Annotated in this window: 19 protein-coding genes; 14 read left to right on the plus strand and 5 right to left on the minus strand. The window is 65.2% G+C overall.

Features of this window, described 5'->3' with window-relative positions:
* Positions 1-26: 26 nt before the first annotated feature.
* The 5 genes from LK540_RS23355 to map form a co-directional block, all read right to left on the minus strand.
* Positions 27-2,909, minus strand: coding sequence for an EAL domain-containing protein (locus LK540_RS23355; RefSeq protein ID WP_229439798.1), 2,883 nt, complete (start codon positions 2,907-2,909; stop codon positions 27-29).
* Positions 2,910-2,922: 13 nt separating this feature from the next.
* Entirely contained in the window at positions 2,923-3,801 is an 879-nt protein-coding gene (locus LK540_RS23360; protein ID WP_229439799.1) for a phosphate/phosphite/phosphonate ABC transporter substrate-binding protein, read from the minus strand.
* A 198-nt stretch (positions 3,802-3,999) separates the two neighbouring features.
* Complete coding sequence (locus LK540_RS23365; RefSeq protein ID WP_229439800.1) at positions 4,000-4,746, minus strand: pseudouridine synthase; 747 nt, start codon at positions 4,744-4,746, stop codon at positions 4,000-4,002.
* Between the two features lie 21 nt (positions 4,747-4,767).
* Positions 4,768-7,371, minus strand: coding sequence for a [protein-PII] uridylyltransferase (locus LK540_RS23370; protein WP_229439801.1), 2,604 nt, complete (start codon positions 7,369-7,371; stop codon positions 4,768-4,770).
* Positions 7,372-7,394: 23 nt separating this feature from the next.
* The gene (map, locus tag LK540_RS23375) at positions 7,395-8,219 is read right to left on the minus strand and encodes a type I methionyl aminopeptidase (protein ID WP_229439802.1); all 825 of its coding nucleotides are present in this window, start codon (positions 8,217-8,219) and stop codon (positions 7,395-7,397) included.
* Between the two features lie 385 nt (positions 8,220-8,604).
* On the opposite strand from map, the gene rpsB reads away from it, so the two are divergent.
* From rpsB to lpxB, 14 genes are all read left to right on the plus strand, one after another.
* The gene (rpsB, locus tag LK540_RS23380) at positions 8,605-9,354 is read left to right on the plus strand and encodes a 30S ribosomal protein S2 (RefSeq protein WP_229439803.1); all 750 of its coding nucleotides are present in this window, start codon (positions 8,605-8,607) and stop codon (positions 9,352-9,354) included.
* Positions 9,355-9,514: 160 nt separating this feature from the next.
* Positions 9,515-10,423 carry a translation elongation factor Ts gene (gene tsf / locus LK540_RS23385; RefSeq protein WP_229439804.1) on the plus strand — a complete coding sequence of 303 codons (909 nt, stop codon included), beginning with the start codon at positions 9,515-9,517 and terminating at the stop codon, positions 10,421-10,423.
* A 417-nt stretch (positions 10,424-10,840) separates the two neighbouring features.
* On the plus strand, positions 10,841-11,557 hold the full coding sequence (gene pyrH / locus LK540_RS23390) for a UMP kinase (protein ID WP_229439805.1): 717 nt from the start codon (positions 10,841-10,843) through the stop codon (positions 11,555-11,557).
* Between the two features lie 35 nt (positions 11,558-11,592).
* Positions 11,593-12,153 carry a ribosome recycling factor gene (gene frr / locus LK540_RS23395; protein WP_229439806.1) on the plus strand — a complete coding sequence of 187 codons (561 nt, stop codon included), beginning with the start codon at positions 11,593-11,595 and terminating at the stop codon, positions 12,151-12,153.
* 124 nt (positions 12,154-12,277) lie between these two features.
* Positions 12,278-13,027, plus strand: a complete 750-nt coding sequence (gene uppS / locus LK540_RS23400; RefSeq protein WP_229439807.1) for a polyprenyl diphosphate synthase — start codon at positions 12,278-12,280, stop codon at positions 13,025-13,027.
* Positions 13,027-13,857, plus strand: a complete 831-nt coding sequence (locus LK540_RS23405; RefSeq protein WP_229439808.1) for a phosphatidate cytidylyltransferase — start codon at positions 13,027-13,029, stop codon at positions 13,855-13,857. Before uppS ends, LK540_RS23405 begins: the two co-directional genes overlap by 1 nt.
* A gap of 64 nt (positions 13,858-13,921) precedes the next feature.
* On the plus strand, positions 13,922-15,112 hold the full coding sequence (gene ispC / locus LK540_RS23410) for a 1-deoxy-D-xylulose-5-phosphate reductoisomerase (protein WP_229439809.1): 1,191 nt from the start codon (positions 13,922-13,924) through the stop codon (positions 15,110-15,112).
* Positions 15,113-15,116: 4 nt separating this feature from the next.
* Complete coding sequence (gene rseP, locus LK540_RS23415) at positions 15,117-16,481, plus strand: RIP metalloprotease RseP (protein WP_229439810.1); 1,365 nt, start codon at positions 15,117-15,119, stop codon at positions 16,479-16,481.
* Between the two features lie 65 nt (positions 16,482-16,546).
* Positions 16,547-18,895: an outer membrane protein assembly factor BamA gene (gene bamA, locus LK540_RS23420; RefSeq protein WP_229439811.1), complete on the plus strand. Its 2,349-nt coding sequence runs from the start codon at positions 16,547-16,549 to the stop codon at positions 18,893-18,895.
* Positions 18,896-18,947: 52 nt separating this feature from the next.
* Positions 18,948-19,460 carry an OmpH family outer membrane protein gene (locus tag LK540_RS23425; RefSeq protein ID WP_229439812.1) on the plus strand — a complete coding sequence of 171 codons (513 nt, stop codon included), beginning with the start codon at positions 18,948-18,950 and terminating at the stop codon, positions 19,458-19,460.
* Between the two features lie 4 nt (positions 19,461-19,464).
* Positions 19,465-20,553, plus strand: coding sequence for a UDP-3-O-(3-hydroxymyristoyl)glucosamine N-acyltransferase (gene lpxD / locus LK540_RS23430; RefSeq protein ID WP_229439813.1), 1,089 nt, complete (start codon positions 19,465-19,467; stop codon positions 20,551-20,553).
* Complete coding sequence (fabZ, locus tag LK540_RS23435) at positions 20,550-21,062, plus strand: 3-hydroxyacyl-ACP dehydratase FabZ (RefSeq protein ID WP_229439814.1); 513 nt, start codon at positions 20,550-20,552, stop codon at positions 21,060-21,062. Before lpxD ends, fabZ begins: the two co-directional genes overlap by 4 nt.
* Complete coding sequence (lpxA, locus tag LK540_RS23440; RefSeq protein ID WP_229439815.1) at positions 21,063-21,851, plus strand: acyl-ACP--UDP-N-acetylglucosamine O-acyltransferase; 789 nt, start codon at positions 21,063-21,065, stop codon at positions 21,849-21,851.
* Positions 21,835-23,010, plus strand: coding sequence for a lipid-A-disaccharide synthase (lpxB, locus tag LK540_RS23445; RefSeq protein ID WP_229439816.1), 1,176 nt, complete (start codon positions 21,835-21,837; stop codon positions 23,008-23,010). The genes lpxA and lpxB overlap by 17 nt, the downstream gene beginning before the upstream one ends.
* Positions 23,011-23,100: the final 90 nt, after the last annotated feature.

Here is a 23,100-nt window from a genome sequence, read left to right on the forward strand (position 1 = left end):
GGTGCAAGCGGACTGGCCGCGCGCCATCACGCCAGCGCCGCCACCGCCCGCTCCGCCAACAAGGCCGCGGCAGCCGCCGGCGGCAGCGGCCTGCTGATGTAATACCCCTGGATCTCGTCGCACTGGTAAGCCTCCAGCGCCCGCACGTGCCCGATGGTCTCGACCCCTTCGGCCACCACCTTCAGGTTCAAACTGTGCGCCAGGCTGATCACCGCCTTGGTGATGGCCGCGTCGTCGCCGTCGGTCGGCAGGTCGCGCACGAACGTGCGGTCGATCTTCAGCGCGTCCAGCGGGAAGCGCTTCAAATAGGCCAGGCTCGAATACCCGGTCCCGAAATCGTCCACCGACAGCCGCATGCCCTGCGCCTTCAGGTTCGACAAGATCGCCACCGCCGCTTCCGGGTCGGCCATCAGCATCGACTCGGTCAGTTCGAATTCCAGCAGGCGCGGATCGATCCCCGCCGCCGCCACGATCGCGCGCACGGTCTCGGACAGGCCGGCATGCGCCAGCTGGCGTGCCGACAGGTTGATCGCCACCGGGGGCACGTTCTCCAGCGTCTCGCTCCAGGCGCCGAGTTGGCGGCAGACCTCGGCGATCACCCATTCGCCGACCGGCAGGATCAGGCCGGTGTCCTCGAGGATGGCGATGAATTCCAGCGGCGAGACCAGGCCGCGCTCGGGATGGCGCCAGCGCAGCAGGGCCTCGAAGCCGCTCACCGCGCCGCTGTCCAGGCGCAGCTTGGGCTGGTAGTGCAGCTCGAATTCGCCGCGCTCGAGCGCCAGGTGCAAATCGGTCTCGGTCTGCAGGCGCCGCGCCGCGGTGGCGTGCATCGCGGCTTCGAAGAAGCGGAAGTTGTTGCGGCCGCTGTTCTTGGCGCTGTACATCGCCGTGTCCGCGCTTTTCAGCAGGGTGGCGGCATCCAGGCCGTCGTGCGGGTAGCCGGCGATGCCGACGCTGGCCGACACGAAGATCTGTTGGCCCTGCAGCAGGAAGGGGCGCGCCAGGCCGTCGACGATGCAGCGTGCGATGGTTTCGGCCTCGAGGTTGCTGGCCAGGTGAGGCAGCACCACGGCGAACTCGTCGCCGCCGAGGCGCGCCACCACGTCGCCGGGACGCACGCAGTCCTGCAGGCGGCGGCTGGCCTGGGCCAGCAGTTCGTCGCCGACGCTGTGGCCCATCATGTCGTTGACGCTCTTGAAGCGGTCGAGGTCGATGAACATCACGCCGGCGCAGTGGGCGCCGCTTGCCGAACCGGCGATGGCTTCTTCCAGGCAGCTTGACAGGCGGTGCCGGTTCGGCAGGCCGGTGAGGGCGTCGTACTGGGCCAGGTAGGTCAGGCGGCTCTTCGCGTCGGCGCGCTCGATGGCGGTGGCGAGGATGTTGGCCAGGCCGTTCAGGAAACCGTCCTCGTCTTCCTGGAAGGTGCGCTCGACCGGCGCATACACGGCGAGCGCGCCGTACAGCCGGTCGTGGCAAACGATGAAGACCTCGATGCTGCTGCCGGCATCGATCGCGCCGAGCAGGCCGCGGCCCCAGCGCGCCAGGTAGTCCGAAGAATCGGGACCGGGCACGTGCGGGAATTCCGCGCCCGCGGCGGCATGCGGCGGGAAGCCGTGGCCGGCCTGCAGCGCGGCCGTGCCGCGATCGGGGGCGAAGCCGAACACCGCCGCGTGGCGTACCTGCAGGCCCTCGCAGGCGATCTGGGTCGCCATGGCGAACAGTTCCGGCAGCGGACCCGCTTCGAGGGCCTTGCGCCCGAGGCGGGCGAGCAGGCCCTGGCGCTTGGCGTTCTGGATGATGGCGTCTTCGAATTCCTTGCGTTCGGTGATGTCGAAATCGATGCAGATGTATTTTTCCACCAGCCCGGCGCCGTCGAAGATCGGCACCACGGTGCGGCGCCACTGGCGCTCGCCGTCGCGCGAGGACACCACGACTTCGCCGTTCCAGACGCTGTCCGAGGGCGCCCAGGCGCGGCCGCTGCCGGGCAGTGGGGCGCCGACGCGCGCCAGTTCGGCGCCGATCAGTTCCTCGCGCGTATAGCCGGCATGGCGCACGAACTGCTCGTTGACGCCGGTGATGCGGCCTTCGCGGTCGACTTCGCAGACGATCGCCGCCTGGTCGAGCGCGCTCTTGTGCTGGACCAGGGAACTCATCAGCGCGGCGATGCGCTGGCCGTACTGGTCGCGCATGCTGGCGGCGCTGCGGTTGACGGCCTGGATCGCTTCGCGGATTTCCAGCGGCGCGTCGTTGTCCAGGGCTTCCTCGAGACCGGCGCTGGCCGCGCCTTCGTCGCCATAGAAGCGCAGTCGTCCCAGGTTCTCCAGCCAGCGCGCCAGCAGGGTGCGCGCCAGCACCAGGCTGACGAACAGCGCGACCGCCGCCAGCCCGGCCGACTGCAGCAGCAGCGACCAGAGCTGGGCGGCCAGCTTGCGCTCGTTGAATGAGAGGCGCAGCACGCCGTAGTCCTTGCCGCCGACCGTCACCACGCGGTTGACGTCGAACAGGGCGCCCGCCACGCGGTGGGTCATCCAGTCCGGGGCCGGCGCCTGGTAGGTCTCGTCGGGCGCCTCGACGCGGATCACGCCGCCGTCGAGGTCGATGAAGGTGGCACTGTGGAAGGGCGACTGCACGATCATCGTCGACAGGGTGCGCTTGACGGTGTCGTAGTCGCCGATCACGGCACTGTCCTCGACCGCCTGCGACGCCACCTCGACCAGCGTGCTGGCGGCGTCCTGGGTTTCCTCGACGTGCTGCAGGAACTGGTGGCGGTAGAACATGCCCAGGCCGGCCGTCACGAACAGCAGCATGCTCAGTGCGAACAGCGTGAACACGCGGCCGACCAGGGAGCGCGGCAGCAGGAGCTGGTGCAGGCGTGCGAAGAACGCCGGCAGGGCGGGCAGGGTGGACATGGAAGGCACGGCCCTAGCGCAGTTCGGCCGGGGCGGCCTGGTAGAAGGTGCGGTAGGCGGCGTAGTCGGCCTCGCTGGCGGCGACAAACGACAGCGGCTCCGGCGCGTGGATCAGTTCCGCGGCGTTATCGAGGATGCGCCGGCCTTCGGGATCGCGGTGCATGTTGAGGAAGGCGGCGGCGACCGCGCGCACCTGGGCGGCCGGCACGCGCGGCGAGGCCATCAGGGCCAGGTCGTTGAACGGGGCCGAGCTCCACAGCACGCGGAAGCGCTGGTCCTCGCGCCCGGCGTAGTTGGCCACCAGCTGCGAGTTGGCGCCGGCGGCGCGGGCGCGGCCGCTGAACATCTGGGTGAACGCGGCGTCCATGTTGCCGCCGAAGGCGACCGTCACCGGCACCCCCTGGCGCAGCAGCTGGGCATAGCTCACCTTGTAGGCGATCAGCGCTTCCGGGCCGGGGAACACGACGGTGCTGTTGGCCAGCTGCGACAGGCGCCGCACCGGCGAATCGGCCGGCACCACGATCTGGGCCCGCACTGGCTCGGCGTTGCGGCGCCCGAACACGGTCCAGCCCATCTTGGCGCGCTCGGGGCTGAACAGGTGGTTGGTAAAGGCGAAATCGACTTCCTTGGCCAGCACGTAGCTGGTAGTGTCGGCCGAGGTGCGGCCCAGTTTCAGGTTCAGGCGCACGCCGCTTTTGCTTGATACGTAGCGCACGATCGGGTTCCAGAAGCTGGCCGAGACCTGCAGGTTGTACTGGTTCACCGGCGAGAAGTTGTAGACGGGCGGTGCGGCGTGGGCGGCGGGTTTGGCCGGAACAGGTGCGGCAATGGCGCGCGCGGCGAGCGACGAACAAAGGAGCAGCGCGAGGCCTGCCCGGAAAAGGGTACGCATGGAGTCGAGGGGAGTCAGGGAGTCGAACGGCGATGTCCTTACGCCGGCCGGCAAATATAACACAATTCCACACGACAATGTTTATGATCGTTTTTGCAAGATGCTTGGCGTAGGGTGGGTTCTTGAACCCACCATTTGCATCTGTGCTTACCACATGCACGGTGGGTTCGAGAACCCACCCTACCTGATCACTCAGGCTCAGAACGCCTCGTCCGCCCCCAGGTAGCGCCACTGGCCCACCGGCAGATCGCCCAGCTTGACGCGCCCTATGCGCACCCGTTTCAGGCCGACCACCTTCAGGCCCACCATGTCGCACATGCGGCGGATCTGGCGCTTCTTGCCTTCCTTCAGGGTAAAGCTGAGCTGGTCGTCGTTCTGCCAGCGCACCTTGGCTGGCAGCAGCGGTTTGCCATCCATCCACAGGCCGTGGTTCAGCTTCTTCAGGTCGCTGTCGGGCAGCTTGCCCGGTTTCGTGTACTGCACCCGCACCAGGTATTCCTTGTCGATGCTGGTGTCCTGGCCGATCAGCTGCTTGGCGATGCGGCCGTCCTGGGTCAGCACCAGCAGGCCGACGGAATCGATGTCGAGGCGCCCGGCCGGCACCAGCGAGCGCAGCTGGGTAGGGTGGAAGTTCTCGGGAGACGGATCGTCGGCCCAGCGGTTCTCCGCCTTGATCAGGGCCACCGCCGGCGTATAGCCGTCCTCGGCCTGGCCGCTGACGTAGCCGACCGGCTTGTTGATCAATACGGTCACGCGTTTCGACTGCTCGGCGGCGGCCTGGCGTTCGACCGTGATGCGCTGGGTCGGCAGCACCTTGCTGCCCAATTCGGACACCACCTTGCCGTCGACCCGCACCCAGCCGCGGGCGATCCATTCATCGGCTTCGCGGCGCGAGCACAGGCCGAGTTCGGACATACGTTTGGAAAGGCGGAGCGGTTCGGTCATGAGGCAAATACAAAAAAAAGATTAATTGGACAGCGCGTCCAGCAGCTCGGTTTCGAGCTGGACCTGCACGCGCGGGTTGTTCAGGTTCGGGCCGTCGATCAGGAACACGTCCTCGACGCGTTCGCCCAGGGTCATGATCTTGGCGGTGTGCAAATTGATGCGGTAGCGCGTCAGCACATTCGCAATCGCATACAGCAAACCGGTGCGGTCGTGGGCCGCGATCGACAGCAGGTAGTTCTGGCCGCGCTCGTCCGGGCGCATGTCCACGGTCGGCGTGATCGGGAAGTGGCGCGACAGGCGCGACAGGCGAGCACGCGTCGGCGCACCCAGCGGCGCCTGGGACACCAGCAATTCGCACAGCTCGTGCTCGATCAGGCTGATGATGTCGCGGTAGTGCTTGGCGAAGTTGGCGTCGGTGACCAGGAAGGTGTCGAGTGCATAGCCGTCGCGCGTGGTGTGGATCTTGGCGTCGAGGATGCTGAAGTTCTTGCGGTCGAAGTAGCTGCAGATGCGCGCGAACAGATCGGGCTGGTCCTTCACGTACACCGTCACCTGCAGGCCTTCGCCGATCGGCGCCAGGCGCGCTTTCACCACCGGCCGCCCGCTGCCCAGCTTGTCGTGCAGGCAGCGCGTCTGCCAGGCGATGTCCGAGGCGTCGTGGCGCAGGAAATACACCACGTCGAGCTGGTCCCACAGCGCCTCGTGCGCATTCGCCGGCAGCCCGAACAAACGCAGCGTGGCCAGGGCTTCCTGCTGGCGCATGCGCAGCTCGCGGTCGGCCGAATGCGGCTCGCCGCCCAGCACGCGCAGGGTGATGCGGTACAGGTCTTCCAGCAGCTTGGCCTTCCAGGCGTTCCACACCTTGGGGCTGGTGCCGCGGATGTCGGCCACGGTCAGCAGGTAGAGGGCGGTCAGGTGGCGCTCGTCCTTCACCACGCCGGCAAAGGCCTGGACCACGTCCGGGTCCGACAAATCCTGCTTCTGCGCGACCTGCGACATGGTCAGGTGCTGCTCGACCAGGAACACCACCAGTTCGGTGTCTTCTTCAGACAAGCCGTGGTCGCGGCAGAACTCGAAGGCGTCGGTCTTGCCGAGTTCCGAATGGTCGCCGCCGCGGCCCTTGGCGATGTCGTGGAACAGGGCCGCCACGTACAGCAGCCAGCGGTCGCGGAAGTTGGCAATCAGGGCGCTGCAGAACGGGTATTCGTGGGCATGCTCGCTCATCGTGAAGCGGCGCAGGTTACGCACCACCATCATGATGTGCTGGTCCACGGTGTACACGTGGAAGAGGTCGTGCTGCATCTGGCCGACGATGTTGCGGAAGTTGGGCAGGTAGCGTCCCAGCACGCCGAACTCGTTCATGCGCCGCAGCGCATGCACCAGGCCGACCGGCGCCCTCAATATGCGCAGGAAGCGCGCCTTGTTGGCCGGGTCGGCGCGGAAGTCGTCGTCGATCAGGTTGCGCGCGTGCCAGAGCGCGCGCGTGGTGCGCGCCGTCATGCCCTTGATGTCGGGCCGCTCCGTCATGGCGACGAAAATCTCCAGCACCGCCGACGGCGTGGTCTCGAAGGTATCGTCGCGCACGATGTCGATGAAACCGTTCACCTCGTTGAAGCAGTCGCCGCACGAGGAGCTGAGCGGGCGCGGCACCGAGGGCTGCGGGAACAGCCGCGCCTCGATGTTCTGCAGCAAGATGGTATTGAGCTGGGTGACGGTCTTCGCCGCCCAGTAGTAACGCTGCATCAGGTATTCGGACGCGCGCCGCGCGCCCGGTCCCGGCGGGTCGGAGGCGAGCCCGAACGATTCGGCGATCGCCGTCTGCACGTCGAACAGCAGGCGGTCTTCGCGCCGGTTGGTCTGCAGGTGCAGGCGCACGCGGATGTCCTTGAAGGCGCGCTCCTTTTCCATCAGCTGGCGCGCCTCGACGCGCGTGATCAGGCCGCGCGTGGCCAGCTGGCCCCAGGAATTGGCCAGTCCCGCCGCCTTCGCCACCCACAGGATCACCTGCAAGTCGCGCAGCGCGCCCGGGCTTTCCTTGCAGTTCGGCTCCAGCGCAAAGGCGGTGTACTCGTACTTGGCGTGGCGCAGGCGCATCTCGGCGGTCTTGGCCTGGAAAAAGGCCTGCGGGTCGAGCGCTTCGCGGTAGCGCGCCTGCAGTTGCGCGAACAGGGCGGTGTCGCCGCTGACCAGGCGCGCTTCGAGCAGGCTGGTTTGCACGGTGATGTCGGCGGCCGACTCGCTCAGGCATTCGTCCACGGTGCGGATGCTGTGGCCGATCTCCAGGCCCAGGTCCCAGAGCAGCTGGACCAGGCCTTCGAGCTTGGCTTGCGTGATGGCGTCGGGCGGGGAGCCGAGCAGGATCAGGACATCGACGTCGGAGTAGGGGAAGAGTTCGCCGCGCCCATAGCCGCCGACCGCCACCAGGGCCGTATTGGCCGGCAGGCGCGCCGCGCGCCAGGCTTCGCCCAGGATGCCGTCGACGCAGCGGCGCAGGCTGCGCAGCAGCTTCTCGGGGCGGTCGTCATGGCGGAAGCGTTCGAACAGCGCCTGGCGTTCGGCTTTCAGCTTCTGCCTGAGTTCAGCTCCGGTCCCGGGGTGCGTCTCGTCGCGCTGCGCGGCTGGCATGGTGTGTCCTTTTGGGGCAGGGACTAGGCTGGAACCGATTCGCGCGGCAGCACGATGGCCGGCGGCGGCGGGGTGCCGGCCGATTGGGTCAGGATCTCGTAGCCGGTTTCGGTGACCAGGATCATGTGTTCCCACTGGGCCGACAAACTGCGGTCCTTGGTCTTGATGGTCCAGCCGTCGGGCAGGGCCTTGATTTCACGCTTGCCGGCGTTGATCATCGGCTCGATGGTGAAGATCATGCCCGGTTCCAGCTTTTCCAGCGTGCCCGGTTTGCCGTAGTGGAGCACCTGCGGCTCCTCGTGGAAGACGCGGCCGATGCCGTGGCCGCAGAACTCGCGCACCACGCTGTAGCCGTGCTTTTCGGCGTGCTGCTGGATCACGTGGCCGATGTCGCCCAGGTGGGCGCCCGGCTTGACCTTGCTGATGCCCAGCCACATGCATTCATAGGTGACTTCCGCCAAGCGCTTGGCCATGATCGACGGTTTGCCGATGAAGAACATGCGGCTGTTGTCGCCGTGGAAGCCATCTTTCGTAATCACGGTGACGTCGATGTTCATGACGTCGCCGTCTTTCAGCGGCTTGTCGTTCGGGATGCCGTGGCAGATCACGTCGTTGAGCGAGGTGCAGACCGACTTCGGGTAGGGCGGATAGCCCGGCGGCTGGTAGTTCAGCGGGGCAGGGGTCGTGCCCTGCACGTTGACCATGTACTCGTGGCACAGGCGGTCGAGTTCCGCGGTGGTGACGCCTGGCTTGACGAAGGGCGTAATGTAGTCGAGCACTTCGGCGCCAAGGCGGCCGGCGATGCGCATGCCTTCGATTTCTTCTGGCGTTTTGATGGAGATGGACATAAGAGGATTCTGGGGAAACGGTAAGTATTCGTGTAACAGCGCGTAACAGCCGAGTAAATATTGCGCGCGCTGCAATATCCTCCGCATTATAAGTGATGCGGTATGCCCCTGCCGAGGAGTCGACACAGGGTGGGCACGCTGTGCCCACGCGGTTTCGTGTTTTACCACCCTGCGTTGGCCGTGCCGCAGCTTCCCGAAGCCCCCGTCATGACACGCAAAGCTTGATAAGCAACCGGAATCCCGCTAGAATCTCGGGTTGCTCCGATCCTGATCGAGCAATGTTGTCAAAGTAGTCTATTTTATTTATTCAAATCGCGAATGCGACCGACAAGGGTGCCCTCGAGGTGACTGGTCGTTATTCAAGAATTTAACCCTGGAGAATTACATGTCCGTTACTATGCGCGAAATGCTGGAAGCCGGTATTCACTTCGGCCACCAGACCCGTTTCTGGAACCCAAAGATGGCGCCGTTCATCTTCGGTCATCGCAACAAGATCCACATCATCAACCTGGAAAAAACCATGGCGATGTACCAGGATGCGATGAAAACCATCAAGCAGATCTCGGCCAACCGCGGCACCATCCTGATGGTCGGCACCAAGCGCCAGGCCCGCGACATCATCGCCGCTGAAGCACAGCGCGCCGGCGTGCCTTACGTCGACCAGCGTTGGCTGGGCGGCATGCTGACCAACTTCAAGACCATCAAGACCTCGATCAAGCGCCTGAAAGACATGGAAGCCCAGGTCGAAGACGGTTCGGTCGAGAAGATGTCGAAGAAAGAAGCGCTGATGTTCTCGCGCGAAATGGAAAAGCTGCAGAAGTCGATCGGCGGCATCAAGGACCTGGGCGGCGTGCCTGACGCGATCTTCGTCGTCGACGTCGGCTACCACAAGGGCGCCATCACCGAAGCCGGCAAGCTGGGCATCCCGGTCATCGGCGTGGTCGATACCAACCACTCGCCAGAAGGCGTCACCCACGTGATCCCTGGTAACGACGACTCGTCGAAAGCCATCACCCTGTACGCACGCGGCGTCGCCGATGCGATCCTGGAAGGCCGTGCCAACGCCACCAACGAAGTCGTTGAAATGGTCAAGGCCGGCGGCGACGACTTCGTCGAAGTCTCCGAGCAGGCGTAAGCCCCGGGCAGGCCTGTCCTGCCTGTAGCTTGCAAGGCTCTTAAAAGGGGTGCCGGTTACTGAGCACCCCTTTTTTCAAGCAAAAACGAATTCAGCAATAACGTCGTGGAAGCGCCGTTTGGCGTTTTCACTCTGCGACTCACTATTTAGGAGAATACACATGGCAGCGATTACTGCAGCGATGGTCGGCGAACTGCGCGCGAAAACCGACGCACCGATGATGGAATGCAAAAAGGCACTGACCGAAGCCGAAGGCGACATGGGCCGTGCCGAAGAGATCCTGCGCGTCAAGCTGGGCGGCAAGGCATCGAAAGCGTCGGCACGCGTGACCGCCGAAGGCGTCGTCGCGACCTACATCGCCGGCAACATCGGCGCGCTGGTGGAAATCAACAGCGAAACCGACTTCGTCGCCAAGAACGACGACTTCCTGGCCATGGCCAACCTGGCCGCCAAGCTGATCGCCGAAAACAACCCGGCCGACGTGGCAGCCCTGTCGGCACTCGACGCCGGCGGCCAGACCTTCGACGAACTGCGTTCGGCGCTGATCGGCAAGATCGGTGAAAACATGACCGTGCGCCGCTTCCAGCGTTTCGAAACCACCGGCAAGCTGGCTTCCTACCTGCACGGCACCCGTATCGGCGTCATGGTCGAATACGAAGGCGCGGACGAGCAGGTCGGCAAGGACGTCGCGATGCACATCGCCGCGATGAAGCCAGTCGCTCTGTCGGCTGAGCAAGTGCCTGCTGAAATGATCGAGAAAGAGCGTTCGGTCGCCCAGCTGAAAGCCCAGGAAGATGCGGACAAGGCAGCTGCCGAAGGCAAGCCAGCCCAGTCGCCGGAAATCCTGGCCAAGCGCCTGGAAGGTTCGGTTCAGAAGTACCTGAAAGAAGTGTCGCTGCTGAACCAGGCATTCGTGAAGAACGACAAGCAGTCGATCGAGCAGATGCTGAAGGCCGCCAACACGACCGTCAAGGGCTTCACCATGTACGTCGTCGGCGAAGGCATCGAGAAAAAGGTTGACGACTTCGCAGCAGAAGTCGCGGCCCAGATGGCTGCCAACAAGCAGTAATGAAAAAGCGGGCCGCAAGGCCCGTTTTTTTGACCCGTCGGTTTTAACGACGGGTTGGGCGTCGCGTTGCTCGCATGGTTGCGAGGATGTTGGCGGTAACCGTACGGTGGGCACTCCGTGCCCACGCGGAACGATGCGTCAACGGAACGCCGTTCGTGGCCGTCGGCATGCGTCGCGGAGACATCTCCCGAGGCATTTCGACAGCGCATGCAGCACCATGCATCGCATCGCCAACACCATGCGAGCATCCGCGTGGGCACGGGGTGCCCACCGTACGGGATACGCAGCGGACCATCCAGGCCCGCCACCGTGCGCGCCAGTTTCACCGCCATCTGTACATTTGCAGATGAGGCCGCAAGCCATGTGCCTGCGGCCGGAACCGAATTCGAACCGAACACTACAGGAGAGCGCCTCATCATGACAAAACCAGCCTACCAACGAGTCCTCCTCAAGCTGTCTGGCGAAGCGCTGATGGGCGACGACCCCTTCGGCATCAACCGCGCCACCATCGACCGCATGGTGGCCGATGTGGCGGAAGTGGCCAAGCTGGGTGTCGAGCTGGCGGTCGTGATCGGCGGCGGCAACATCTTCCGCGGCGTCGCACCCGGCGCCCAGGGCATGGACCGCGCCACCGCCGACTACATGGGCATGCTGGCCACCGTCATGAACGCCCTGGCCCTGGCCGACGCCATGCGCCACGTCGGCATCACCGCACGCGTGATGTCGGCCATCGGCATCGAGCAGGTGGTCGAGCCCTACGTGCGCCCGAAAGCCCTGCAATACCTGGAAGAAGGCAAGGTCGTCGTGTTCGCCGCCGGCACCGGCAACCCCTTCTTTACCACCGACACCGCGGCTGCCCTGCGCGGTTCGGAAATCTCGGCCCAGATTGTTTTGAAGGCAACCAAGGTCGATGGCGTATATACTGCCGATCCTAAGAAGGATCCGCACGCAACGCGCTACGAGTCGATCACCTTCGACGAGGCGATCGCCAAGCACCTGCAGGTGATGGACGCGACCGCGTTCGCCCTGTGCCGCGACCAGAAGCTGCCGATCAAGGTGTTCTCCATCGTCAAGCCCGGCGCGCTCAAGCGCGTGATCATGGGCGAAGACGAAGGTACACTGGTACACGTTTGATTTAACTCTGAAATACTGAAGAACAGGAGAGCAGCATGTCCCTAGCTGACGTCAAAAAGAATGCGCAAGAGCGCATGACGAAGTCGATTGAAACCCTGCGTGCCGACCTCGCCAAAGTGCGTACCGGCCGCGCCCACACCGGCATCCTCGACCACGTGATGGTCGATTACTACGGTTCGCCAACGCCGCTCTCCGGCGTGGCCAACCTGACCCTGGCCGATGCGCGCACGATCGCCGTCACGCCTTACGAAAAGAAGATGCTGAGCACCATCGAAAAGGCGATCCGCGACGCCGACCTCGGCCTGAACCCGTCGACCATGGGCGACATGGTGCGCGTGCCGACCCCGCCGCTGACCGAAGAGCGCCGCAAGGAAATGGTCAAGCTGTGCAAGTCGGAAGCCGAAGACGCGAAGATCGCCGTGCGTAACATCCGCCGCGACGCTAACGAGCAGCTGAAGAAAATGGTGAAGGACAAGACCGCGTCGGAAGACGACGAGCGCCGTGCATCCGACGAGATCCAGAAGCTGACCGACAAGTTCGTGGCCGACATCGACAAGCTGGTGGCCGAGAAGGAAAAGGAAGTCCTGACCGTCTGACGCAGGAGCGGACGCCCCTTCGCAACGCTGATGGCGTCCCTGGCCCCGTGCATGCGCGCTTGCCGCGTTCCCCGGGGCCCGTTTGTTTTATTCCTTTCTGTATTGCCGTGATGGCAAAGGATTTATGATTTTCAAGAGTTCGACGACTGCAGTCCCCGATGTGCCGGCCGTGCCGCGCCACGTCGCGATCATCATGGACGGCAATGGCCGCTGGGCGACCAAGCGGCTGCTGCCGCGCGTGGCCGGCCACGTGAAGGGCGTCGAGGCCGTGCGCGGCGTGGTCGAGGCCTGCGTGCTGCGCGGCGTCGAGTACCTGACGCTGTTCGCGTTTTCGTCGGAAAACTGGCGCCGTCCGGCCGAGGAAGTGTCGCTGCTGATGCGCCTCTTCGTCACCGCCCTCGAGCGCGAAGTGGCGAAGATGCACGCCAACGACATCCGCCTGAAAGTCGTGGGCGACCTCTCGCGCTTCGACCCGAAGTTGCAGGAAATGATCGCGAACGCCGAGCGCAAGACCGCCGGCAACAAGCGCCTGACGGTCTCGGTGTGCGCCAACTACGGCGGCCGCTGGGACATCATGCAGGCGACAAGCAAGATGGTTGCCGCTAACCCCGGCGTGCGCGACTACACCGAAGAAATGCTGGCGCCGCACCTGGCGATGGCCTATGCGCCCGAGCCCGACCTGTTCATCCGCACCGGCGGGGAAGAGCGCATCAGCAATTTCCTGTTGTGGCAGCTGGCGTATTCCGAGCTGTACTTTACCGATACCTACTGGCCCGACTTCTCGGCCGATTCCCTGGACGCGGCGATCGCGTCTTACCAACACCGCGAACGGCGCTTCGGCCGTACCGGCGAACAAGTAGCGAACAAAACCTGATGCTGAAAACCCGGATCATCACCGCGCTCGTGCTGCTGGCAGTTTTGCTGCCGGTCCTGTATTCCAACAACTACACAGCCTTCGCGGTGGTGGCGACCGTGTTCTTCGGCGCCGCGATCTGGGAATGCTTCCGCCTGTTCAATCCGAAGTCGACCAAGGCCCCGGTCGTGGCCGCCTTCTGGACGGCGGCCTTTGCCTGGGCCTTCTTCGGCCCGGCCCAGCCGAACCCGGTGTTCTGGTACGCGATCTCGCTGCTGCTGTGGGCGCTGCGCTTCGTGCCTTCGCTGAAGATCGGCCTGCCGGCGCTCGATTCCACGGCCAACACCCTGCTCAGCGTGGTGTATGCCGTGTCGCTGGTCGGCTGCTTCGCCGCCATCGTGGCCCTGTTCGCCTATTCTCCGCTGTACCTGCTGTCGGTGATGGCCATCGTCTGGGCCGCCGACATCTTCGCCTACTTCTCGGGCAAGGCCTTCGGCAAGCGCAAGCTGGCGCCGTCGATCTCGCCCGGTAAATCCTGGGAAGGCGCGATCGGCGGCGGCATCGCCGTGCTGGTCATCGCCACCCTGGTCATCGTGTTCGCCGGCGCGCCGCTTGCCAACACCTTCCCGGTGCGCGTCCAGGCCAGCCTGGGCTGGGTCGCCACCTGGGCCATCCTGGTCCTGATCGTCGCCGCCAGTGTCGTCGGCGACCTGTTCGAATCCCAGCTCAAGCGCCGCGCCGGCATGAAGGACAGCAGCAACCTGCTGCCCGGCCATGGCGGCGTGCTGGACCGGATCGACGCCCTGGTTCCCGTGCTGCCGCTGGCGGCATTGATCGGCAACTGGCTCTAAAAACGGGCTGTAAAAATGGGCTGTAATGCCCGGGCTGTAATACACGGGCTGTAAGGAGCTTCACATGCAACGCATCACCATCCTGGGCGCCACCGGTTCCATCGGCGTCTCGACCCTCGACGTGCTCGCGCGTCATCCCGACCAGTACCAGGTGTACGCACTGAGCGCGCACAGCCGCGTCGAGGAACTGGCTGCGCAATGCCGCCGGTTCAAGCCGCAGCGCGCCGTGGTCGGCAGCCCGGAAGCCGCCGCGCAACTGGCGCGCCTGCTCGAAGGCTTGCCGGTCGACGTCGCCTGGGGCGAAGCGGCCCTGTGCGAGATCGCTTCCAGCGATGACACCGACACCGTGATGGCCGCGATTGTCGGCGCCGCCGGCCTGGCCCCGACCCTGGCCGCCGCCCGTGCCGGCAAGAAGGTGCTGCTGGCGAACAAGGAAGCCCTGGTCATGTCCGGCCAGCTGTTCATGGACGCCGTGCGCGAGCACAAGGCGACCCTGCTGCCCATCGACAGCGAGCACAACGCGATCTTCCAGTCGCTCCCCGGCAATTACGCGCGCCAGCCGGATGCCTCCGGCGTCGCCAAGATTTTGCTCACGGCCTCGGGCGGTCCCTTCCTGAACCGTGCTGTCGAGACGCTGGAAAACGTCACCCCGGAAGAAGCCTGCAAGCATCCGAACTGGTCGATGGGCCGCAAGATCTCGGTCGACTCCGCCACCATGATGAACAAGGGCCTGGAAGTGATCGAGGCCCACTGGCTGTTCGGCGCGCCGGCCGACCGCATCGAGGTGGTGATCCACCCGCAAAGCGTGATCCACTCGATGGTGTCCTACGTCGACGGCTCGGTGCTGGCCCAGCTCGGCAACCCCGACATGCGCACGCCGATCGCGCACGCGCTGGCCTACCCGGAGCGGATCGACTCCGGCGTGGCCCAGCTCGATTTGACGGCGATGGCGGCGCTGCAGTTCTACCAGCCCGACTTCGCGCGCTTCCCTTGCCTGGCGCTCGCCTTTGACGCCCTGCGCGCGGGCGGCACCGCACCGGCACTGCTGAACGCGGCCAATGAAGTGGCGGTCGACGCCTTCCTGGAACGGCGCATCGGCTTTCGCGACATCGACCGCGTGGTGCGCCGCGTGATGGACGAGAACACCCATGGCGCAGCGCATGACATCGCGGCCGTGATGGCGCAAGATGAGCGTGCCCGCGCGGCAGCGAAGCAGATCGTCGCCGCGCTGGCAGGCAACCCGACCCGGACTTGATACCATGAACTTCCTGTATGCAGCCGCGGGCTTCGTCCTCGCGCTGGGGCCGCTGATCGTCTTCCACGAACTCGGCCACTACCTCGTTGCGCGCCTGTGCGGCGTGAAGGTCCTGCGCTTTTCGGTAGGCATGGGCAAGGTCGTGTGGTCGCGCCGCTTCGGCCGCGACAATACCGAATGGGCCATTTCCGCGCTGCCCCTGGGCGGCTACGTGCAGATGCTCGATGCGCGCGACCCGGCCACGGCGCCGAAGGACGAAGCCGACCTGGCGCGCGAATTCACGCGCCAGAACGTATGGAAGCGCATCGCCATCGTCGCCGCCGGTCCGACGGCCAACTTCCTGCTGGCCATTGTCCTCTTCGGTGTGCTGTTCATGCACGGCGCCCAGGAGCCCAGCGCCAAGCTGGCGGCGATGGAAACGAACACGCCGGCCTATGCCGCCGGCCTGCGCGCCGGCGACGTGGTGGTGGCCGTCAACGGCGAACCGGTGCAGTCGTTCTCGGAACTGCGCTGGGCCGTCACCCATCTGGCGGTCGACAGGCAAGCCGCCCACTTCGACGTGAAGAGCGCCAACGGCAGCGGCTACGCGGCCACCATTCCGGCCAGCGCCTTCGGCGCCGTCGACCCTGAAGGCGAACTCGACGGCGACGTGATGGCCGCGCTCGGCATGAACGTCTGGATCGGCATGCCGGTCGTGGAGCAGGCGGTGGCGGGCGGTCCGGGCGAGCGCGCCGGCCTGCGCCGCGGCGACGTGGTCGTGGCGGCCGACGGCAAGCCGCTCCTGGACGCCGGCGATTTCATCCGCACCGTGCGCGCCGCTGCCGGGCGCACGCTGCAGCTGGACGTGCGGCGCGACGGCAATCTCCTGCGCCTGCCGCTCACGCCCGAGCGCGACCCCAAGGTACGCGACCCCAAGGGGCAGGGCGTGGCCCAGGTCCAGCTGGCGCCGGCGGTCGACTTCGTGACCGTGCAGGCCGGCCCGTTCGAGGCGATCGCGAAGGGCGCGCAGCGCACCTGGGAGATGACGGCGCTGACCTTCAAGATGATCGCGAAGATCGTCACGGGGCAGGCTTCGCTGAAGAATGTCACCGGTCCATTGACCATCGCCGACTACGCCGGACAGACCGCACGCATGGGCCTGGCGACGTTTTTGGGCTTCATCGCGGTGGTCAGCGTGAGCCTGGGTGTAATGAATCTGTTACCAATTCCAGTGCTGGATGGTGGCCATTTGCTGTATTATTCGCTGGAAGTTTTGACCGGGCGTCCCCTGTCCGAGCGAATCCAGGCATTCGCTCAGCGCGCAGGGGTAGGCCTGCTGTTCATGCTGATGGCGCTCGCCGTCTTCAATGACCTGGGACGATTGCTCTGATCTTCCCGCGGCACCGGCAAACAAGAATATGTATGTTGTCCAATGACTGACCCGTTATTTAGCCAATGAATTCACAACCAGATCGTTTTGCCCTGCCGTTCATTCGCCGCAGCCTGATCGGCGCGGCCGTGCTGGCGCTGTGCGCCGGCCCTGCGTTTGCCGTCAATCCGTTCGTCGTCAAGGACATCCGGATCGAAGGCATCCAGCGTACCGAAGCCGGCACCGTGTTCACCTATCTGCCGGTGCGCGTGGGCGAGACCTTCGACAACGACAAATCCATCGCCGCCATCAAGGCCCTGTACGCGACCGGCTTCTTCAAGGACATCCGCCTCGAAGAAGAAAACGGCGTGCTGGTGGTGCTGGTCGAGGAACGTCCGGCGATTAACACCGTCGACTTCACCGGCGCCAAGGAATTCGAGAAGGACATGCTGGTCAAGGCCCTGCGCGAAATCGGCGTGGGCGAAGCCAAGATTTACGACAAGTCGGCGGTCGACCGCGCCGAGCAGGAACTCAAGCGCCAGTACCTCTCGCACGGCATGTACGGCGTGAAGATCACGACCACCGTCACCCCGATCGAGCGTAACCGCGTGAACGTGATGTTCAACGTCGACGAAGGCGAGGTCGCGCGCATCAAGCAGATCAACATCGTCGGCAACAAGGTGGTCTCGGACAAGCAGATCCGCGAGATCCTGCAGCTGTCCACCTCGGGCTGGTTCACCTGGTACTCGAAGGCCGACCAGTACTCGAAGACCAAGCTGACCGGCGACCTGGAAGCGATCAAGTCCTACTACCTGGACCGCGGCTACCTGGAGGCGAACGTCGAATCGACGCAGGTGGCGATCACCCCGGACAAGAAGGACATCTACCTCACCATCAACATCACCGAGGGCGAGAAGTACACCGTCTCGAGCGTGAAGCTCGAAGGCGAGACCTTCGGGCGCGAGGAAGAACTGCGCCAGCTGATCGTGCTCGAAGCGGGCAAGCCGTACTCCGGCGCGCTGCAGGAAGCCTCGAGCAAGCGCATCGCCGCGCGCCTGGGCAGCTTCGGCTACGCCTTTGCCAACGTGAATGCCGACCCGGTCCTCGACCGCGAGAAGCGCGAAGTCGCCTTCACCTTTACCGTCGATCCGGGCAAGCGCGCCTACGTCCGCCACATCAACATCTCGGGCAACACCGTGAGCCGCGACGAAGTCATCCGCCGCGAGTTCCGCCAGTTCGAAAGCTCGTGGTACGACGCCGACCGCGTCAAGCTCTCGCGCGACCGCGTCGACCGCCTCGGCTACTTCAAGGACGTGAAGATCGAAACGCCGGAGTCGCCGGGCAGCTCCGACCAGGTCGACGTCAACATGACGGTCGAGGAACGCCCGACCGGCAACTTCACGATCGGCGGCTCGTTCTCGCAGGCCGAGAAGTTCACCTTCACGATGGGCGTGCAGCAGGCGAACTTCGCCGGCAGCGGCCAGACCGTCGGCTTCGACATCAACACCTCGAAGTACAGCCGCACCTTCGCCGTCTCGAACACCAACCCGTACTTCACCGACGACGGCGTGTCGCGCTCGTTCCAGGTCTACCACCGCACCACGCGTCCGCCGCTGTCGAACATCGGTTCGTACACGGTGCGCCAGACCGGCGGCAACATGACCTTCGGCGTGCCGTTCTCGGAAACCGACACCGTCTACTTCGGCGCCGGCCTCGAGCGCACCACGCTGACCACCGACACCACCAGCCCGGAAATCTACAAGCAGTTCGTGCGCCAGAACGGCGGCCCGAACTCGGGACCGTACTCGGGCGTGGGTACCGGCGAAAGCATCGCCATCCCGCTGACCGTGGCCTGGGGCCGCGACAGCCGCGACAGCGCGCTGACCCCGAGCTTCGGCCGCTACCAGCGCGCCAACCTCGAGGTCGACGTGATCGGCGACTCGAAGTACTTCCGCGCCGTCTACGAGCACCAGTGGTACCGTCCGCTGACCTCGTGGATGACGCTGGCCGTGCGCGGCGAGTTCGACTACGGCAAGGGCATCGGCGGCAAGGAATACCCGGTCTTCAAGAACTTCTACGCCGGCGGCATCGGTTCGGTGCGCGGCTACGAAAGCTCGACCCTGGGCGTGGTCGATCCGATCTACGGCGATGCCATCGGCGGCTCGAAGCGCCTGATCGGCAACGCCGAGCTGCAGTTCCCGTTCCCGGGCAGCAGCAAGGACCGCAGCCTGCGCTGGTTCGTCTTCACCGACGGCGGCCAGGTGTTCCAGGAAAAATCGCCGATCCGCCTGCAGGAAATGCGCTACTCGGCCGGTATCGGCCTGTCGTGGATCTCGCCGGTCGGCCCGCTGCGCCTGTCGTTCGCCAAGCCGCTGAACAAGAAAGAGGGCGACCAGATCGAAGGCTTCCAGTTCCAGATGGGGACGGGCTTCTGACGCTGCGTTTGCGCACCCAATCTTTCGTCTTTCCTTTTAACCGCGGAGAACCATGTTGAAAAATCTGAAAGCCTTGCCCGGGACCCTGCTGCTGGCAGCCCTGTGCGCCGCTCCGCTGGCCCAGGCGCAGAACGCGCCGAGCCGCATCGGCTTCGTGTTCACCGAACGCCTGATGACGGAATCGAAGATGGCCAAGGCGGCCGACGCCAAGATCCAGGCCGAATTCTCGAAGCGTCAAAAGACGAACGAAGAGATGGTGACCAAGTTCAAGCAGATGAGCGAGAAGTTCGACGCCGACGCGCCGCGCCTGACCGACATCGAGCGCACCCGCCGCGCGCGCGAACTGTTCGACATGGAAAAAGACGTGCAGCGCATGAACCGCGAGTTCCAGGAAGACCTGATGCAGCGCAAGAGCGAAGAGCGCGCCGCCATCGCCACCAAGGCCTTCAAGCTGATCGAACAGATCGCCGAGCAGGAAAAACTCGACGCCGTGCTGCAGGAAGCCGCGTGGTCGAGCCCGCGCATCGATATCACCGACAAGATCCTGAAACAGCTGGACAAGTAAAGTTTTGGAACAACGCGAACAAACCCCCCGCGGCGTGCGCCTGGGCGACCTGGTCGAGCGCTTCGGCGGCCAGCTCGTCGGCAACGCCGACCTCGTCGTCAGCGCCATCGCTCCCCTCGACAGCGCCGACGCCACCCAGATCAGCTTCCTCAGCAACAGCAAGCTGCGCGCGCTGGCCGCGCAAAGCTCGGCCGCCGCGCTGATCCTGTCGCCGCTGGACGACCCGTCGGTCGCCGCCACCTACGGCGGCAGCCGCATCGTCACCACCAATCCCTACGCCTATTTCGCACGCGCGGCCCAGTACTTCGTGTCGCTGGAAGAAGAAGCCGTCGTACCCGGCATCCACCCGAGCGCGACGGTCGGCGCCGGCGCCGAGATCGATGCCACGGCCCACATCGGCCCGCACGTGACGATCGAAGCCGGCGCCGTGGTCAAGGCCAATGCCATCATCGAGCACGGCTGCTTCGTCGGCCGCAAGGCGGTGGTGGGCGAGGGCACGCGCTTCCACCCGAACGTGACCTTCCACCGCGGCTGCATCATCGGCGCGCGCGGCATCGTGCACTCGGGCGCCGTGATCGGCGGCGACGGCTTCGGCTTCGCGGTCGAGGCGGGCGTGTACATCAAGATTCCGCAGACCGGGCGCGTGGTGATCGGCGACGACGTCGACATCGGCTCGAATACATCGATCGACCGCGGCGCGCTGGCCGACACCGTCATCGAAGACGGCGTCAAGCTCGACAACCAGATCCAGATCGGCCACAACTGCCACATCGGCGCGCACACTGCGATGGCCGGCTGCGTCGGCGTGGCCGGCAGCGCCAAGATCGGCAGCCGCTGCACCTTCGGTGGCGCCGCCATGGTGCTGGGCCACCTGGAAATCGCCGACAACGTGCACATTTCCTCGGGCTCGATGGTCTCGCGTTCGGTACTCGAGCCGGGCCAGTACACCGGCTTCTATCCGCTGGCGAAGAACGCCGAGTGGGAAAAGTCGGCGGCTATCGTGCGCAACCTGAATTCCATGCGCGAGAAGATCCGCACGCTGGAAAAAACCATCAAGACGCTCATCGAGCAGAACCCAAGAACAGAAAAATGACGACTGATACCAAGAAGATCACCCTCGACATCAACGGCATCAAGGAATACCTGCCGCACCGCTACCCGCTGCTGCTGGTCGACCGCGTGCTCGACGTCGAACTCGGCAAGCGCATCACCGCCATCAAGAACGTCACCGTCAACGAAGAATTCTTCAACGGTCACTTCCCGCACAAGCCGGTGATGCCGGGCGTCCTGATGATCGAGGCGCTGGCGCAGACCGCCGCCATCCTGTCGTTCATGACCATGAACGTCAAGCCGGACGAGAACTCGGTGGTCTATTTCGTCGGCATCGACAACGCGCGCTTCAAGCGTCCGGTCGAACCGGGCGACCAGCTGGTGATGGAAGTCGAGATCCTGCGCCAGGCGCGCGGCATCTGGAAGTACAAGGCCACCGCCAGCGTCGACGGAAAAGTGGCCGTCGAGGGCGACCTGATGTGCACCATCCGCGGCGCTGCAGAGGCGACGATGAAGGGTGCCGCACCGGCAGATGGAAGCACGGAGGGGTAAATGAGCAAGATCCACCCGACCGCGATCGTCGATCCGCAGGCCGAGCTCGACAGCTCGGTCGAGGTCGGCCCGTACTCGATCATCGGCCCGCACGTGCGCATCGGCGCACGCACCGTGGTCGGCCCGCACGTGGTCATCGAAGGCCACACGACGATCGGCGAAGACAACAAGTTCTTCCAGTTCGGTTCCATCGGCGCCGCGCCGCAGGACAAGAAGTGGAAGGGCGAACCGACGCGCCTGGAAATCGGCAACGGCAATACCATCCGCGAATTCGTCACCTTCAACCTCGGCACCGCCCAGGACGAAGGCGTGACCCGCCTGGGCGACGACAACTGGATCTCGGCCTACGTCCACCTGGCGCACGACTGCCAGGTCGGCAGCCACACGATCTTCTCGAACAATGCGCAATTGGCGGGCCACGTGCACGTGGGCGACCACGCGATCCTGTCCGGCTACGCCGGCGTGCACCAGTTCTGCAAGATCGGCGCGCATGCCTTCATCGGCATGTACACCAGCCTGACCCAGGACGTGCCGCCCTTCGTGATGGTGTCCGGGAACCCGGCCGCCGCGCGCGGCGTCAACACCGAAGGCCTGAAGCGACGCGGCTTCACGCGCGCCCAGATCGACGGCATCCGCGCCGCCTACAAGCACCTGTACCGCAGCGGCCTGACGCTGGAAGAAGCCAAGGCCGCGCTGGCGCAGGAAGAGGGCGCCTCGCCTGAAGCCGCAGGAGATATCCGCGCCGTGCTCGACTTCCTCGGCACCATCACCCGTGGCATCGTCCGATAAGCTTGCAGGCTCGGACATCTCGCTGGCCCTGGTCGCCGGCGAGGTGTCCGGCGACATGCTCGCCGCACGCCTGCTCGCAGGGCTGCGTCCCCATCTTCCCGACGCCCGCTTCCACGGCATCGGCGGCCCGCGCATGATCGAGCAAGGGCTCGTGTCGGACGTGCCGATCGAGACGCTGACGGTGCGCGGCCTGTTCGAGATCATCCCGCGCTACCGCGAAATCAAGGGCATCCAGAACCGCCTGCGCGACCGCTTGCTTGCCGAACGTCCGGCCGCCTTCATCGGCGCCGACTACCCCGGCTTCAACCTCGGGCTGGAAGAGCAACTGCGCGCGGGCGGCATTCCGACCCTGCACTTCGTCGGCCCGCAGATCTGGGCCTGGCGCGGCGGGCGCATCAAGAAGATCCAGCGCGCGGTGTCGCACATGCTGGTGATCTTCCCGTTCGAGGAACAGATCTACAAGGACGCCGGCGTGCCGGTGACGTATATCGGGCATCCGCTGGCCGAGACCATCCCGCTGGTGCCGGATACCGTGGGCGCGCGCGCCGCGCTGGGACTGCCCGCCGATGCGCGCGTGGTCGCCATCATGCCGGGCTCGCGCATGGGCGAACTGAAGTACCTGGCCGAGACCTTCGTGCGGACCGCCGGCCTGCTGGCCAAGCGCGATCCTGCCTTGCGCTTCGTGGTGCCGATGGCGGGCGACAAGCAGCGCACTTACTTCAATGAGATCGTGGCGAAAGCCGGCCTGGCCGATGTCCCCTTGACACTGCTCGACGGCCAGTCGCATACCGCGATTGCCGCTGCCGATGCGGTGCTGGTGGCCTCCGGCACGGCGACGCTGGAAGTGGCGCTGTTCAAGAAGCCGATGGTGATCGCCTACAAGGTCATGCGCGCGTCGTGGGAAATCATGCGCCACATGGGCTACCTGCCGTGGATCGGTTTGCCTAACATCCTGGCGCGTGAGTGGGTGGTGCCGGAATACCTGCAGCATGCGGCCACGCCGGAGGCCCTGAGCGAGGCCGTGTGGCAGCAGCTGAACGACACGGCGCTGCGTGACAGGCTGGCGGCGCGGTTCACCGACATGCACCATAGCCTGTTGCGAAACAGCGCGCAGGAGAGTGCGCAGGCGGTGTTGCAGGTGATCGGGTCGCGCGCGTAGGGTGGGCACTCCGTGCCCACGCGGAACTGCGCGCCGAGTTGGCGCCGCGTTTTGACGTGACCGCTGCTTTGTGCCGGCGCCTCCAAATGC

It is taken from the genome of Massilia sp. IC2-278 (assembly GCF_020708045.1).
In the GTDB taxonomy this organism is placed as follows: Bacteria; Pseudomonadota; Gammaproteobacteria; order Burkholderiales; family Burkholderiaceae_D; genus Telluria.

What these genes read in the sequence shown, in the direction of transcription:
- LK540_RS23355 (WP_229439798.1), bottom strand. Translation starts at nt 2,909, where the DNA reads ATGTCCACCCTGCCCGCCCTGCCGGCGTTCTTCGCACGCCTGCACCAG.
- LK540_RS23360 (WP_229439799.1), bottom strand. Translation starts at nt 3,801, where the DNA reads ATGCGTACCCTTTTCCGGGCAGGCCTCGCGCTGCTCCTTTGTTCGTCG.
- LK540_RS23365 (WP_229439800.1), bottom strand. Translation starts at nt 4,746, where the DNA reads ATGACCGAACCGCTCCGCCTTTCCAAACGTATGTCCGAACTCGGCCTG.
- LK540_RS23370 (WP_229439801.1), bottom strand. Translation starts at nt 7,371, where the DNA reads ATGCCAGCCGCGCAGCGCGACGAGACGCACCCCGGGACCGGAGCTGAA.
- map (WP_229439802.1), bottom strand. Translation starts at nt 8,219, where the DNA reads ATGTCCATCTCCATCAAAACGCCAGAAGAAATCGAAGGCATGCGCATC.
- rpsB (WP_229439803.1), top strand. Translation starts at nt 8,605, where the DNA reads ATGTCCGTTACTATGCGCGAAATGCTGGAAGCCGGTATTCACTTCGGC.
- tsf (WP_229439804.1), top strand. Translation starts at nt 9,515, where the DNA reads ATGGCAGCGATTACTGCAGCGATGGTCGGCGAACTGCGCGCGAAAACC.
- pyrH (WP_229439805.1), top strand. Translation starts at nt 10,841, where the DNA reads ATGACAAAACCAGCCTACCAACGAGTCCTCCTCAAGCTGTCTGGCGAA.
- frr (WP_229439806.1), top strand. Translation starts at nt 11,593, where the DNA reads ATGTCCCTAGCTGACGTCAAAAAGAATGCGCAAGAGCGCATGACGAAG.
- uppS (WP_229439807.1), top strand. Translation starts at nt 12,278, where the DNA reads ATGATTTTCAAGAGTTCGACGACTGCAGTCCCCGATGTGCCGGCCGTG.
- LK540_RS23405 (WP_229439808.1), top strand. Translation starts at nt 13,027, where the DNA reads ATGCTGAAAACCCGGATCATCACCGCGCTCGTGCTGCTGGCAGTTTTG.
- ispC (WP_229439809.1), top strand. Translation starts at nt 13,922, where the DNA reads ATGCAACGCATCACCATCCTGGGCGCCACCGGTTCCATCGGCGTCTCG.
- rseP (WP_229439810.1), top strand. Translation starts at nt 15,117, where the DNA reads ATGAACTTCCTGTATGCAGCCGCGGGCTTCGTCCTCGCGCTGGGGCCG.
- bamA (WP_229439811.1), top strand. Translation starts at nt 16,547, where the DNA reads ATGAATTCACAACCAGATCGTTTTGCCCTGCCGTTCATTCGCCGCAGC.
- LK540_RS23425 (WP_229439812.1), top strand. Translation starts at nt 18,948, where the DNA reads ATGTTGAAAAATCTGAAAGCCTTGCCCGGGACCCTGCTGCTGGCAGCC.
- fabZ (WP_229439814.1), top strand. Translation starts at nt 20,550, where the DNA reads ATGACGACTGATACCAAGAAGATCACCCTCGACATCAACGGCATCAAG.
- lpxA (WP_229439815.1), top strand. Translation starts at nt 21,063, where the DNA reads ATGAGCAAGATCCACCCGACCGCGATCGTCGATCCGCAGGCCGAGCTC.